At 64.1% G+C, this 13,182-nt stretch carries 12 protein-coding genes and 1 tRNA gene; 2 read left to right on the top strand and 11 right to left on the bottom strand.

The window, feature by feature from the left end; translation table 11 throughout:
• Nucleotides 1-765: 765 nt before the first annotated feature.
• From OX459_RS02905 to OX459_RS02885, 5 genes are all read right to left on the bottom strand, one after another.
• Complete coding sequence (locus tag OX459_RS02905) at nt 766-2,175, bottom strand: efflux transporter outer membrane subunit (protein WP_289903749.1); 1,410 nt, start codon at nt 2,173-2,175, stop codon at nt 766-768.
• Entirely contained in the window at nt 2,172-3,344 is a 1,173-nt protein-coding gene (locus OX459_RS02900) for an HlyD family secretion protein (protein WP_289903747.1), read from the bottom strand. Before OX459_RS02900 ends, OX459_RS02905 begins: the two co-directional genes overlap by 4 nt.
• On the bottom strand, nt 3,331-5,025 hold the full coding sequence (locus OX459_RS02895; RefSeq protein ID WP_289903745.1) for an MFS transporter: 1,695 nt from the start codon (nt 5,023-5,025) through the stop codon (nt 3,331-3,333). The genes OX459_RS02900 and OX459_RS02895 overlap by 14 nt, the downstream gene beginning before the upstream one ends.
• Nucleotides 5,026-5,222: 197 nt before the next feature.
• Nucleotides 5,223-7,634: a catalase gene (locus OX459_RS02890; protein ID WP_289903744.1), complete on the bottom strand. Its 2,412-nt coding sequence runs from the start codon at nt 7,632-7,634 to the stop codon at nt 5,223-5,225.
• A gap of 245 nt (nt 7,635-7,879) precedes the next feature.
• Nucleotides 7,880-8,233: a hypothetical protein gene (locus OX459_RS02885; protein ID WP_289903743.1), complete on the bottom strand. Its 354-nt coding sequence runs from the start codon at nt 8,231-8,233 to the stop codon at nt 7,880-7,882.
• Nucleotides 8,234-8,607: 374 nt separating this feature from the next.
• Here OX459_RS02885 and OX459_RS02880 point away from each other — a divergent pair, with 374 nt between their 5' ends.
• Nucleotides 8,608-10,008: a PLP-dependent aminotransferase family protein gene (locus OX459_RS02880; RefSeq protein WP_289903742.1), complete on the top strand. Its 1,401-nt coding sequence runs from the start codon at nt 8,608-8,610 to the stop codon at nt 10,006-10,008.
• Here the strand turns inward: OX459_RS02880 and OX459_RS02875 are convergent.
• A complete protein-coding gene (locus OX459_RS02875) occupies nt 10,005-10,229 on the bottom strand; it encodes a DoxX family protein (RefSeq protein WP_354669656.1) in 225 nt (74 codons plus the stop codon). The two genes, OX459_RS02880 and OX459_RS02875, sit on opposite strands and share 4 nt — an antisense overlap.
• A 33-nt stretch (nt 10,230-10,262) precedes the next feature.
• On the bottom strand, nt 10,263-10,961 hold the full coding sequence (locus OX459_RS02870) for a YoaK family protein (RefSeq protein WP_289903741.1): 699 nt from the start codon (nt 10,959-10,961) through the stop codon (nt 10,263-10,265).
• A gap of 187 nt (nt 10,962-11,148) precedes the next feature.
• On the opposite strand from OX459_RS02870, the gene OX459_RS02865 reads away from it, so the two are divergent.
• Nucleotides 11,149-11,292, top strand: coding sequence for a hypothetical protein (locus OX459_RS02865; protein WP_289903738.1), 144 nt, complete (start codon nt 11,149-11,151; stop codon nt 11,290-11,292).
• Nucleotides 11,293-11,313: 21 nt separating this feature from the next.
• On the opposite strand, the gene OX459_RS02860 is transcribed toward OX459_RS02865, so the two are convergent.
• The 4 genes from OX459_RS02860 to OX459_RS02845 all read right to left on the bottom strand — a co-directional run bounded on the left by OX459_RS02860 (nt 11,314) and on the right by OX459_RS02845 (nt 13,174).
• Nucleotides 11,314-11,754 carry a hypothetical protein gene (locus tag OX459_RS02860; protein WP_289903737.1) on the bottom strand — a complete coding sequence of 147 codons (441 nt, stop codon included), beginning with the start codon at nt 11,752-11,754 and terminating at the stop codon, nt 11,314-11,316.
• 138 nt (nt 11,755-11,892) lie between these two features.
• Nucleotides 11,893-12,018: a hypothetical protein gene (locus OX459_RS02855; RefSeq protein WP_289903736.1), complete on the bottom strand. Its 126-nt coding sequence runs from the start codon at nt 12,016-12,018 to the stop codon at nt 11,893-11,895.
• Nucleotides 11,982-12,057: transfer RNA gene (locus tag OX459_RS02850), tRNA-Thr, on the bottom strand. Before OX459_RS02850 ends, OX459_RS02855 begins: the two co-directional genes overlap by 37 nt.
• A gap of 115 nt (nt 12,058-12,172) precedes the next feature.
• Nucleotides 12,173-13,174 (bottom strand): class 1 fructose-bisphosphatase, encoded by a 1,002-nt coding sequence (locus OX459_RS02845; RefSeq protein ID WP_077408194.1) that lies wholly within the window; start codon nt 13,172-13,174, stop codon nt 12,173-12,175.
• Between the last annotated feature and the right edge of the window lie 8 nt (nt 13,175-13,182).

Below are 13,182 nucleotides of genomic sequence, written 5' to 3'. Positions count from 1 at the left end.
ACATAGGCATGGCAGTCGTCAGGGGGTTGTGCGGTGTGCTGCAACGGCACTTCCGGCCCAGAAAAAACAGCGAACGGCCTGCTTTTTCACCCTGCGGACATGGCAAGGCGGCACGAAAGTCAACAAATATTCAATGTGTAATTTATGACAACATTGATGGTTTGCGACATTCTGGTGCATTTTTTAATGCTTCACAAGCAATAAAAATATTAAATGATTAATCAATTGAGAATAGACAAGAAAGTACAAAAGCTCCTCAAATGCACTTGCCTTTGTGCAAATAAGTGTGTCTATTTTGTTATTTTTAAAAATTGGTACTACGACTGCTTTTTTTTGCATCCAGCCCTGAAAATGGCAGAAAAAGAAGGTAAAGATGCCAATTCCGCTCTATATGCCAGTATGTACGCTACCGAACATATCAAAAATAAAAGTGTTTCCCATGTGATACTAAAAATAATTCAAATGACAATGTTTATTGGTATCACAAGCGCTGCACGCTAAAAAACACAAAAGAATTCCATGTGGAAATTTTTTGTGCATATCGCCGTGAAAATTATGTCGTCAAAATACAACAAAGAAAATCGGCAACGCGCCGCCGCGGACAGGGGAAAAGCAGGGGAGTTTTGGGAAAGGGCGGCAAGACCTTACCGGGGCGCCTGCATCCTGGCAAAAAACCCGGATGCTGCGACAGGAGGGAGCAGGCGCTTGTCCCGGCAGCGGAATCCATCCCCTGCCAGGACTGGCCGGGACTGGCCAGGACTGGCGTTAAGGGCGGGCCGTTGCCGCCCAGCCGCCGCCCATTGCCCGGTACAGGTCGACGGAGGCGACGAGGAGGCGCGTCTTCAGTTGCAGCAGACCCACGTCGGCGCTGTACAGGGTACGCTGGGCGTCCAGCTCTTCCAGGTACGAGGCATAGCCATTGCGGTAGCGGTTATGCGCGATGCGCAGGGTGTCCGCCGCCGTGGCGCGGCGCGCGTCGTTTTCCACGACCTGCTGCTGCAGGCGGTAGATGGCGCCCAGGCTGTTCTCCGTTTCGGCGAAGGCATTGCGCACCACGTTTTCATAGGTGTACGCGAGCTGGTCGCGCTGCGCGCCTGCCGCATCCGTCTGCGCCTGCACGCGCCCGCCATCGAACAGGGGACCGGCCGCCAGCGCAGTCAGCCGCCACAGGGCCGTGGGCGCATGCAGGAAATCCGTGAGCGTCGTGGCTTGCCCGCCGCCGACGGCCGTCAGCTTGAACGAGGGCAGCAGCTGGTCGCGCGTGGCGGCCAGGCTGGCGTTGGCGGCCGCCAGGTTGTGTTCCGCGCGCGCGATGTCGGGCCGCCGGCGCAGCAATTCGGACGGCAGGCCGGCAGGCACGCCCGGCGCCGCCAGTTCGGCCAGCGGCAAGCCGCGCGCGATGGGGCCGGGATTGCCGCCGACGAGGACGGCCAGCGCGTTTTCCTGTTCAAAGATCTGCCGCTGCAGCTGCGGCACCTGCTCGGCCGCCGCATGGTATTCCGATTGCGCCTGCAGCCATTCCAGCCGCGAGCTGTAGCCCACCTCGAACTGCTTGCGCGCCAGCTCGCGCGACTGTTCGCGCAGCTGCAGCGTCGATTGCGTGAGCGCCAGCTGCGCGTCGAGCCCCCGCAGATTCAGGTAACTCGTCGCCACACTGGCGGCGATCGACAGGGCTGCCGCATCGAGGCTGGCCTGTTCGGCGCGGTAACTCTCGCCGGCTGCATCGCTCAGATTGGCCAGCCGGCCCCACACGTCGATTTCATAGCTGGCCTGCAGTTCGGCCTGGAAGACATTCGTCACATACGGTTTACCGCTGGACGCCAGGGTGCGCGTGCGCGTGGGCGAGCCGTCGAAGGCCAGGTTGGGCGCGCGGTTCGCGTCGGCCTGCGCCAGGCGCGCGCGGTATTCCTGCACGCGGGCACGCGCCACGCGCAAGTCGCCGTTGCGCGCCAGCGCCTCGCCCACCAGGTCGCTCAAGACCGGATCGCCGAACGCTTGCCACCACAGCGGCTCCACCTGCGCGCCATCGGAGGCGGCAATGAGCACCGGCGCACCGGCCCCCTGCGCGCGCCAGCCGGACGGCAGCTGCAATGCCGATGGCGGCTGCGGCGGCGCGGTGGCGGCGCAGCCGGCCAGCGCCAGCGCGCCGGCCATCAGCAGGACATGGCGCTTCATGGCTTGGCCTTCTTCGGCGCTGGCGGCGGCGCCGGATTGTCCGCCGAGTCGTTCAGCACGGCGGACGTGTCGACGCTGACCACCACCGACATGCCGGGCACGAGCCGGCGCGCATTCGCCTGCCCCGCGTCGATGCGGATGCGCACGGGAATGCGCTGGGCGATCTTGAGGTAATTGCCAGTCGCGTTATCGGCCGGCAGCACGGAAAACTCGGAACCGGTGGCCGGCGAGATGCGCTCCACCTGGCCCGTCAGCACGGCGCCGTCGAGAGCGTCGACGTGGAAGGTGGCGCTCTGCCCTTCCTGCACGCCGTTCATCTGCGTTTCCTTGAAATTGGCGATCACCCACATCTGGCGCGGCACCAGCGCCATCAGCTGCGCACCCGAATTCACGTATGCACCCTGGCGCACCGTCACCTGGCCCAGCTGGCCGTCGGAAGGGGCCACGATGCGCGTGTTATCGAGATCGATCTTCGCCGCCTTGACGGCCGCCTGCGCATTCGCCACGGCCGCTTCCAGGGCCTGCTTGTTGACCACCACGGAATGCACGCTTTGCTGGGCGATGTCGAGATTGGCGCGCGCCTGCGCCAGCGCGGCCGCCATCTGCGCCTGCGTGGCGCGCGACTGGTCGTGTTCGCGCTGCGACAGGGAACCGTCGGCCACCAATTGTTCCACGCGATTGAGGTCGGCGCTGGCCTTGCGCGCCTGCGCTTCCGCATTGGCCAGCGCCGCCTCGCTGACGGAAATGCCCGCCTGCGCGCTGGCCTTTTGCTGCGCCCAGTTCGACAGCGCCGCCTGCTGCGCCGCCAGCTGGGCCTGTGCCTGCTCGTAGCGCTGCTGGTAGATGCGGTCGTCGATGCGCACCAGCAGCTGGCCTTCCTTGACGTCCATGAAATCCTGCACCGTCACTTCCACCACATAGCCGGACAGCTGCGTGCCGATGATCGTCACCTGCCCGCGCACGGTGGCGTTTTCCGTCGTCACGACGGGGCTGGTGAACGGCGGCAGCCGCCACGCGTACAGCACGATCAGCACGCCCACCAGGGCCACGGCGGCAAAGGCCAGCGCGGACAGCCACTGGTGGCGCCGGTCCGGCTGCGCCGTGGAGGGGGCGGCGGGTGCGGCTGCTGGCGCCGTCGATGCTGGTGGCGGATTGTTATTTTCTGTCATTGCTCGGTTCCGAATTGGTAATGGGGACGATGGCCATGGCCGTCTGCGCATCGCGCACGGGGCCGACCAGGCGACGCGCGCCGGTGGTGATGCGGGTCCAGGATTGGCTGACCAGCATCCAGATCAGGGTGGCGATGGCGACGCCGGCGATCATCAAGAAGACGTCGTTATAGGCCAGCACATTGGCTTCGCGCGTGGCGATGGCGCCCAGCCGCGCCACGCCCTGGGCGCTGCGCAAGGCAGGATCCGTCAGCACGCCGCCGTAGCTTGCGGCGCCGGACTGCACGCGCGCGGCCACCTGCGGGTCGAGCAGGGTGAGGTGCTCGACCAGGTAGCTGGAATGGTATTTTTCGCGCGCCGTCTGGATGGTGCCAACGATGGCCGAGCCGAGCAAGCCGCCCAGGTTCTGCGTCATGGTAAACATCACGGAAAAGCTCACCAGGTTGCGCGGTTCGGCGATCACGGCGCCCATGCCGGCCACCATGGTGGGGCCGAGAAAATACGTGCCGCCAAAGGCCAGCAGGAACTGGCTGACATACATGTTGACGGGGCGCGTCTGGCTGGTGGCGTGTGCGTCGATCAGGGCGCCGGCGGCGATCAGCAACAGCGCAAACATCAGCGAGCGGTTCAGGGTGGCCGGATTGATCGTCAGCGCGCTGACCACCAGGCCCGCCACGCTGCCCAGCAGCACCACGATGAACAGGTTCTGCATCTGGTCCGTGTTCAAGCCCAGCGCCTGCAGGAAGCCCACGGCTCCCGTCGATTCGGACAGCACGATGCGAAACAGCAGCACGGACAAGAACAGCTTGGCGATCTTGCCCGTGGTGAGCCAGCGCGTATTGAGCAGCGGGCGCGCGCGGTTATGCTCGATGGCCAGCGAGGCGGCGATCAGCACGATGGAGCATGCCAGGCACACGCCCACCCATTCCGATTCCATCCACCACGCCGTGCGCCCCTGCGCCAGCACGGCGCACAGCAAGGCCACGCCGGGCGCGAACAGGATGAAGGTGAGGAAATCGAGCGGCTCGAACGTCTGCACCCTGTCGCCGGGCGGCAGTTTCAGGGCCAGCACGCAGCCCAGCGCCAGCAGGGCCAGTCCCAGCTCGAACAGGTACAGGCCGTGCCATTCGCCGATCTGCAGCAGTTCGGAAGTGAAGATGCGCGCCAGCGGCAGCGCCAATTGGGCAAAACCCAGGCCCAGCACCACGCCTTTCAGGCGGTGCCGCGCGGGAAACGCCTGCAAGGTGTAGTACAGGCCCAGCACGCCCAGCGCGCCGCCCACCATGCCATGCGCGGCGCGCACGGCGATCGCCGACGGCAAGGTATTCGCATACAGGTGGGCGAAGGTGACGAGCGCATACAGCACCAGGAACGCTTCCGTGAACAGGCGCAGGCCGAACTGCTGGCGGAACTTCACCAGCAGCAGATTCATGGAGACGATGGTCATCACGTAGGCGGCCGGCAGCCACTGCATCTGGTAGGCATAGGCGGCCAGCGAACCTTGCAGGTTCAGCAGATTGGCCGTCACCAGGCCGTTGCCCAGCCCCCCCGTCAGCGCGACGATCAGGCCGACGATGAAGTACGCGACACGCTTGGGCGTCGAATGTTCGGGCATCGATGGCGACCCGGGCAAGGTCGGGCGTTCGCCCGGCCCCCAGGTGCGAGGTGTGTACTTGTCCATGCGGTAATCGCGATCCGGTTTGCTGAAGCCGTTCCTTGCTGCCGTTATATAAATAGTTGCAAATGAACAGTTCTAGTCAGCAGCATATCACCGCAGGACGTTTTTATTGTTTACATTGTTGCATGGCGTTGCGCATGCCGCGCAAACAGCGTATGCAACGGGGCCGGCGGATCCGGCCCCCGTGCCGATGCCGCCACTCACACCCGCGGCGGGTCCGTCTCGCGCGCAAACGCCCGGTGCGCGGCCAGCGCCTTCTTGAAGGCCGCCACGGCTTTCACCACGTCGCCGGACGGCGCGACGATGATGGCGGGATCAGGCTTGCCATCGGGCAATGTCACCGGCACGCCCGCCTTGTCCAGCAAGTCCTTGCCCGCGCCGACAGCCAGCATGGGCTTGCAGTGGCGGTATTGCAGGCGCAGGAAGTCGAGCGCGTTGGCGTCGCCGCCCAGCTGCTGCACGGCGCCCTGGCCGTCCGGCAGCACGACGGCGTCAAACAGCACGGACGGTCCCGTCTCGAGCGAGATTTCCACGTCGAGCGGCGCGCCGCCGCTGGTGTCGACTTTCCCCAGGTGGCTGCCCACCAGGCGCGGCACGGCACCATCGGCCAGCAGCGAGGCATAGATATTGCGCACCTGCGCGCCATCGCTGCCCGGCCCCACCAGGATGGCCACGCGCAGGGTATGGATGCCCGTCTTGCCGGGGCGGAAAAAGAGCGACAGGGCCGGCGACGGCGGATACGTGGGGATCGGCAGCATGGAGGCGCGCGGCATGACGGGCGGCAGCGCCAGCCCCAGGCCATCGGCCAGGCGCTGCGCCAGGGTCTCGTCGACATTGCGCAGCATGGCAACGATGCGCTGGCGGATGGCCACCGTCTGCACCTTGCTCAGTTCAAAGCGGAACGCATGCACGATATGGTCCTGTTCGACGGGCGTCTGGCTGATCCAGAACAGGCGCGCCTGGCCGAAGTGCTCGGCGAACTTCTCGGGCTTGCCGCGCACCTTGTCGCCTTCGGTCGCGGCGGGAAAGCTGTTGAAGCCTTTCGCGCCCGCCTGGAACGGACAGCCGCCCGCCAGGGAATTGGGTTCATACGCGACCCGGCCCCGGTTGATGGCCTGGCGGTGGATGCCGTCACGCTGGTTGTTGTGCAACGGCGCCAGCGGCGAGTTGATGGGGATTTCATGGAAATTGGCGCCGCCCAGGCGCGTGATCTGCGTGTCGACGTAGGAGTGGATGCGCCCCTGCAGCAGCGGGTCGTTGCTGAAATCGATGCCGGGCACGATGTGCGCCGTGCAGAACGCCACCTGCTCCGTCTCGGCGAAAAAATTATCGGGATTGCGGTTCAAGACCATCTTCCCGACGGGGACCAGCGGCACGAGTTCTTCGGGAATCAGCTTGGTGGGGTCGAGCACATCGAAGGGGAACGCTTCGGCCTGCGCTTCCGTGAAGAGCTGGAAGGACAGCTCGTATTCGGGATACTCGCCGCACTCGATGGCTTCCCACAGGTCGCGCCGGTGGAAGTCGGAATCGGCGCCGCTCAGTTTGACGGCTTCGTCCCATACGAGCGAGTGCGTGCCAGCCATGGGCGACCAGTGGAATTTGCAGAAGACGGACTGGCCCTTCGCATTCACGAGGCGGAAGGTATGCACGCCGAAGCCCTGCATCATGCGGAAACTGCGTGGGATGGCGCGGTCCGACATGGCCCACATCAGCATGTGCGTGATTTCCGGCGACAGCGAGGCGAAGTCCCAGAAGGTGTCGTGCGCGCTGGCCGCCTGCGGCATGCCGTTGTGCGGCTCGGGCTTGACGGCGTGGATCAGGTCGGGGAACTTCATCGCATCCTGGATGAAGAAGACGGGGATGTTATTGCCGACTAGGTCCCAGTTGCCCTCGTCCGTATAAAACTTCACGGCGAAGCCGCGCACGTCGCGCGCCGTATCGGTAGAACCGCGTTCGCCGGCCACCGTGGAAAAACGCACGAAGACGGGCGTGCGTTTGCCCGCCTTGGCGAACGGCGCGGCGCGCGTGTGCCTGCTTTGCTCCTTGTAGCATTCGAAATAGCCGTGGGCGGCCGAGCCGCGCGCATGCACGACGCGCTCGGGGATGCGCTCATGGTCGAAGTGCGTGAGCTTTTCGCGCAGGATGAAATCTTCCATCAGGGTGGGGCCGCGCAAGCCCGCCTTCAGCGAATTCTGGTTGTCGCCCACGGGCACGCCCTGGTTGGTCGTCAGCACGCAGCCACTGTCGTCGCTGCGGGCGTGATCCAGCGAATTATTCAACGCATTCTCGCCCAGCGCGGGCTGGCCATCGCCCGTCTTCGGAGAAGCTAGCGTTTCGCCCGTGGTGCTGGCCGTGGCCAGCGCTTCGCCGGTTGCCACATGCACGCCTTCGGCCGGCGTGCGCGCCGCCTCGCCATACTGGCCCTCCTCCTTGGGATTGACGGCCATGGCGGCGGACAGCTGCTGGCCGGCGGTCGTCTTTTGCAGCAGCGCGCGGGTCAGCTCATTGTCCGCCCCCAGGCTGTCCGGCGCATTGCTGTCGGATGGGCCGGACATGCTGCTCAATACGGAACCAGCACCGTCCGTGGACGGCGTTTTCTTGTTGGTAGCCATTACATCTCCTGTGAGTAGTCTGCCCCGGGAGAACGCTACAACTCCCTCATTCAGCGCACGAACAGGGCAATCAAACAATGATGGGAATAGGTACACCGATCAACCACAACAAAATGGAGCGCATCTTCACTCTCCTTTACGGCCTGCTACTAGCTACTACCTTATGCGCGTGGGCGCTGCTTCCTCCGCCATCACGGCGAAGGGAACAGCGCCCACAACAAATACCGACCAGGAAGGCGTAAAACTTATTTACGCGAACCCAGCAATTTCGACAGGCCATACCCGGCCGCTGCCGCAATCAGCAGGGATACGGCCGGCCGTTCGCGCACGTACTCGCGGCCCGTCTCGCCGGCGCGCTGGCAGGCGGCGCCCAATTGCTTGCCGCGCGCCATCAGGCGTTCGGAAGCCTTGCTGACGCTGTCGCCGACCTGGTCGATGCGGTCGCCCACCAGGTCCACGCCGTCGTGGGCGCGCGTGGCCATCTTGTCGGCCAGGGGCTGGGCCTGGCTTGCCACCTTGTCGATGGTGCGGTGCAAGTCCTGGCGGGTATCCTGGGCGGTACCGTTGATATCGGAGCTGGTTTTTTCAATCGCGTTCATGATGGTTTCCTTTAACAGTGAATAATTTCAACCATGCTCGATGCCGTGACCGAATCATGATTCTCCTCGCTTCTGGGAAAAAGAAGCGGCTAAACGCTGCCGGGCTGAGCCATATCAAACTCTGGATCAGCAGCAAGCTGTTGGCACTACCTTAACCGCGCCTGCCATGCGCCACCGTGCGCTGCCACACCTTGAAGGCCAGACTTAAATGCCTGCCAGAAATAACAATCCCCGCCGGCCTGGTGCGGCGGGCGGGGAGTAACGCTGCCTGATGCATGGTCGGCCCGACGAGAAAGCCGGCCCCATACAAATGCATGGATTTTTATGCATATTTTACGCATAATGCATGCACTAAAATACATACATCAAGACAAATGCCTCCGTCTAAATCCATACAAAAAGATGACCATGCAAGCGCGTGGGTCACGCCGTTCGTGCAGCACGGCGGTCCGCGCTACCTGCAGATCGCCGACATGCTCGAGCGCGCGCTGTCCGGCGGCAGCCTGCGCCCGGGCGACCGTTTGCCGCCGCAGCGCAGCCTGGCCGCCCTGTTCCAGGTCGACCTGACGACCGTGACGCGCGCCTACGACGAAGCCAAGCGCCGCAACCTGCTGGAAGGGCACGGCGCGCGCGGCACCTACGTGGCGGCGCCGAAGGTGGAATTGACGCAGATGCTGGACCTGAGCATGAACATCCCGCCGCCGCCCGTGGGCGTGGATTTCGACGACCTGCTGAAACAGGGCGTGGCGCAGGTACTGATGCGCACGGACAGCGATATGTTGATGAGTTATCACCTGGGCGGCGGCAGCAAGGCCGACCGCGCGGCGGGCGCCGCCTGGCTCGCGCCCATGTTCGGCAACGTCGATGGAGAACACGTCGTCGCCTGCCCCGGCGCGCAGGCGGCGCTGGCGGCGCTGATTTTGACCCTGAGCCGGCCCGGCGACGCCATCTTGACGGAGCCGGCCGTGTATCCGGGCTTGCGCTCGGCGGCGGGGCAGCTGAACCGCAAGGCCGTCGCCGTGGAAACGGATGCGGACGGCATGCTGCCCGAAGCGCTGGAAAAAGCCGGCCGCAAGCACCGCGCGAGCCTCGTGTATCTGAATCCCACCCTGCAGAATCCCACGGCGCACACCATGCCGGCCGCGCGCCGCCTGGCCATCACGCAAGTGGCCCAGCGCTGCGGCATGCACATCATCGAGGATGACCCGTACTGGCTGCTGGCGTCCGATGCGCCGCCGCCCCTGGCGCATTACGCGCCCGCCCACGTGTCCTACATCGCCACCCTGTCGAAATGCCTGGCGCCGGGCCTGCGCATGGCCTATACCTTGATCGCCGACACGCAGCTGCGCGAACGCTTCCTGGACGCCCTGCGCTCTTTCAGCCTGATGGCCACGCCCGTGACGACGGCGCTGACGACGCAATGGATACACGACGGCTCCGCGCACGCGCTGCTGGCCGGCATACGCAGCGAAGCCGATGCGCGCCAGGACGTCATCCGCACCATCCTGACGGGCGCCACTCACCCGCGCAGCGATGGCATCCACGTGTGGTTTTCGCTGCCCGGCTACTGGACCTCGCGCGAACTGGCCGCCACCGCCCGCGCCCAGGGCGTGGCCGTCACGGCGTCCGACGCCTTCTACGACAACCGCCCGCCGAACGCCATCCGCATCTCGCTGGGCAGCATCCGCGACCGCGCGCGCCTGGCCAGCGCATTGAAGAAATTATCGCTGCTGCTGGCGCACAAGCCTGCCGTGCGGCGGGAATTCGTCATTTAACGGCGCAACCGCGCATCCACCGAATACTTGCCCGCGCCGCCGATGGCAATCGTGCCGAAGACGATGATCAGCAACCAGCCGAACTGGCCGTCTGCGATGCTCCAGTCCGGGTGCACGAGCAGCATCGACACGCCCAGCAGGGGCAGGCAGGCCAGGCGCGTCAGCAAACCGGCGGCGACCAGCAGCGGGCAGAGGATTTCCGCGAACAGGGCGCAATACAGGGTGACGGCGCGGCGCGCCGCGCAAGGCCGCGCTCAAGCCGCAGGCACGGCCGGTCGCCCGCTACGCTGCTGCACTACGATCAGGGCCCCCAGCAAAATCAGGGGCACGGCCAGCGCCACGAAACCGAAAGCCAGGTAGGCAAAGGCGGCAGCGATGGCGCCCAGGGCAAAGGCCAGCAGCGGCCAGAAGAACTTCCCGCAGCGCGCATGGGTAGCGCCATCGGCCGCGCCGCGCAGCACGTCGACGGTGTCGATGACGATCTGCGTCACGTTACCCGTCATCATGGAAGTGGGCGCCAGATGCGCCAGCAGCAGCCGGCTGGTGGCGCTGTGCACACCCATGGCGGCCGTGCCCAGCAAACCGGCCGCCATGGCCATGGAACTGACATCCTTGCCGATCGGTTCGGCCAGGCAGCCAAACACCATGAAGCCGGCCAGCAAGGCCCACTGCAGCAGCATCGCCAGGGTCAGTGACGGGCCGGCGCGGCGCTCCACGGCCAGCACCATCAGGCGCGTGACGGCGACGCCGGCGATAAAGGCGGGGAAAGCGAGAAACTTCAACAGGATGGACGCGCGCGATGCATCCGCCAAGGCGGCGCCGATCAGCACGAAGTTACCCGTGACATGGGCCGTAAACAGGCCAAACAGGGCAATGAAACCCAGGGTATCGACATACCCCGCTAAAAATCCCAGGCTGGTGCCGAACAAGCGGCTATGTGGTGGCTGATCCATCGAATGACTCCTGATACCGTGCAATGCACTAAAAAACGAAAAACGCGCCAGGGAAGCGCCCCGGCGCCGATGCCTGCATGGTAAGCCATGTGGCCGGCCGCCGCCCCCGTCCTTCGGCCAGTGCCTCTGCTCCATCTGATCTTTTGGCCCGTGTTCAAGCGCCGCCCGCTACCCTGGACGAGGTGACTTGCGCGCCGCGCACGCCAGCCTGTTCGCGTACGGCTCCCGTCTGGCCAACGACCGCCACGGCATCGCCGACTTTGCCATCAACAGCCTGGGACGCGATGCAGAAACAAAGGGCGCCACCTTGTCGGGCATGGCACTGGGATAAGGCACACTTTCTGAGCGGCGCTCAGTCCCAGCAGACTGACAGCACGGCATAGCCCTCCGAAGGATCAGGAGCGTTGGCGGGCTTGCCATAAGGCCAGCCAGGAATGACGCCGTCGGCTTCCATGCCGGCGATCCAGCCCTCCACCTCGTCCTGGCGTGCGGACGTGAAGATGTGCACGTTTTCCGCCGGCGGGAAGCATTTCGCGTCCACGTCCGCCTGGCCATAGTCGCACCAGTCCTGGTGCAAGCCGACCAGCACCTTTTCCACGTCCGGCCTGGCGGCGATCTCGCGGAACATGTCATACAGCCGCGCAATCGGCGGGCGGCCATAGCCCCACTGGTTCGGCGCGATCGACTCTTCGTCGGCATTGCCCGCAAAGTAAAGATCGAGATCGACCACGGGTGGCGTATCGCCATCGTCCACACCGGGCGAGGTCAGGTACTGGTAGATTTTGTCGGGCATGGGCAAGGTTCCGTTGATATGAAAGACAATGCCATATTGTAATCTGCAGACCGCGTATCCAGGCAAAGCACCACGCCGGGGTTCGAGTGCGCGGCAAGGTGATGGCGACAGACGCCGTCCAGATGCTGTGCCCCCTGATCACAGCAGGCTGCATGCCATGCCGCTGAAATCGAGGACAACAAAAAACCCGCTGACTTTTGCAAGCAAGCGGGTTTTCTGATGAAACTTGGTGCCGTTGGCCGGAATCGAACTGGCGACCTTCACATTACGAATGTGCTGCTCTACCAACTGAGCTACAACGGCGAAGACCCACATTCTACAAACAATGCACAAAATTTGCTAGTGTCAACGCGAACTTTTTTGCATTTTTTTAGCGGCCCGGCTGCAGGCCGCTGAAAATCGTAGAAAAGTGCGGCTTTTACTCCGCGTGGTAAGCGGTGACGCGGGCCACTTCGTCTTTCGAGCCGAGGAAGACGGGCACGCGCTGGTGCAGCTTGTGCGGGGCGATGTCCATGATGCGCTGCTGACCATCGGTGGCGGCGCCGCCGGCTTGCTCCACGATGAAAGCCATCGGGTTCGCTTCGTACATCAGGCGCAGCTTGCCAGGCATCGACGTGTCGCGCAGGTCGGCCGGGTACATGAAGATGCCGCCGCGGTTCAGGATGCGGTGCACGTCGGCCACCATCGAGGCGATCCAGCGCATATTGAAATTGGTGCCGCGCGGGCCCGTGTCGCCGGCCAGCAGTTCGTCGACATAGCGTTTCACGGGCGGATGCCAGTGGCGCGCGTTCGACATATTGATGGCGAATTCCTTCGTCGTCGGCGGAATCTGCATATTGCTTTGCGTGAGAACCCACGAACCCATCTCGCGGTCCAGGGTGAAGCAGTTCACGCCATTGCCGAAGGTCAGCACCAGCATGGTTTGCGGACCATACACGGCGTAGCCGGCCGCCACTTGCTTGCTGCCGGCTTGCATGAAGTCCTGCTCCGTCGGCTCGCCCATGCCTTCCGGTGCCTTCAGCACCGAGAAAATGGTGCCGATGGAGACGTTGACGTCGATGTTCGACGAGCCATCCAATGGGTCGAACAGCAGCATGTATTCGCCCTTCGGATAGCGGTTCGGGATCGGGTGAATCGATTCCATTTCTTCCGACGCCATGGCCGCCAAGTGGCCGCCCCATTCATTCGCTTCCAGCAAAATCTCGTTGGAGATGATGTCGAGCTTTTTCTGCACTTCACCCTGCACGTTTTCCGTGTCGGCCGTGCCCAGCACCTCACCCAGCGCGCCCTTGCTGACGGCGTGGCTGATGGTTTTACAGGCGCGCGCGACGACTTCGATCAGCAGGCGCAGTTCGGCCGGAATGCTGTTGTTCGAGCGCTGCTCTTCAACCAGGTATTGCGTAAGACTGATGCGTTTCATGAAATCCC

This window comes from Janthinobacterium sp. SUN026 (assembly GCF_030397625.1).
Classification (GTDB): Bacteria; Pseudomonadota; Gammaproteobacteria; order Burkholderiales; family Burkholderiaceae_D; genus Janthinobacterium; species Janthinobacterium kumbetense.
The sequence above is the reverse complement of the archived record's forward strand: the minus strand, read 5'-3'. Positions and strand labels throughout refer to the sequence as shown.

What these genes read in the sequence shown, in the direction of transcription:
- OX459_RS02895 (WP_289903745.1), bottom strand. Translation starts at nt 5,025, where the DNA reads ATGGACAAGTACACACCTCGCACCTGGGGGCCGGGCGAACGCCCGACC.
- OX459_RS02885 (WP_289903743.1), bottom strand. Translation starts at nt 8,233, where the DNA reads ATGAACGCGATTGAAAAAACCAGCTCCGATATCAACGGTACCGCCCAG.
- OX459_RS02860 (WP_289903737.1), bottom strand. Translation starts at nt 11,754, where the DNA reads ATGCCCGACAAAATCTACCAGTACCTGACCTCGCCCGGTGTGGACGAT.
- OX459_RS02880 (WP_289903742.1), top strand. Translation starts at nt 8,608, where the DNA reads ATGCCTCCGTCTAAATCCATACAAAAAGATGACCATGCAAGCGCGTGG.
- OX459_RS02845 (WP_077408194.1), bottom strand. Translation starts at nt 13,174, where the DNA reads ATGAAACGCATCAGTCTTACGCAATACCTGGTTGAAGAGCAGCGCTCG.
- OX459_RS02905 (WP_289903749.1), bottom strand. Translation starts at nt 2,175, where the DNA reads ATGAAGCGCCATGTCCTGCTGATGGCCGGCGCGCTGGCGCTGGCCGGC.
- OX459_RS02890 (WP_289903744.1), bottom strand. Translation starts at nt 7,634, where the DNA reads ATGGCTACCAACAAGAAAACGCCGTCCACGGACGGTGCTGGTTCCGTA.
- OX459_RS02900 (WP_289903747.1), bottom strand. Translation starts at nt 3,344, where the DNA reads ATGACAGAAAATAACAATCCGCCACCAGCATCGACGGCGCCAGCAGCC.
- OX459_RS02870 (WP_289903741.1), bottom strand. Translation starts at nt 10,961, where the DNA reads ATGGATCAGCCACCACATAGCCGCTTGTTCGGCACCAGCCTGGGATTT.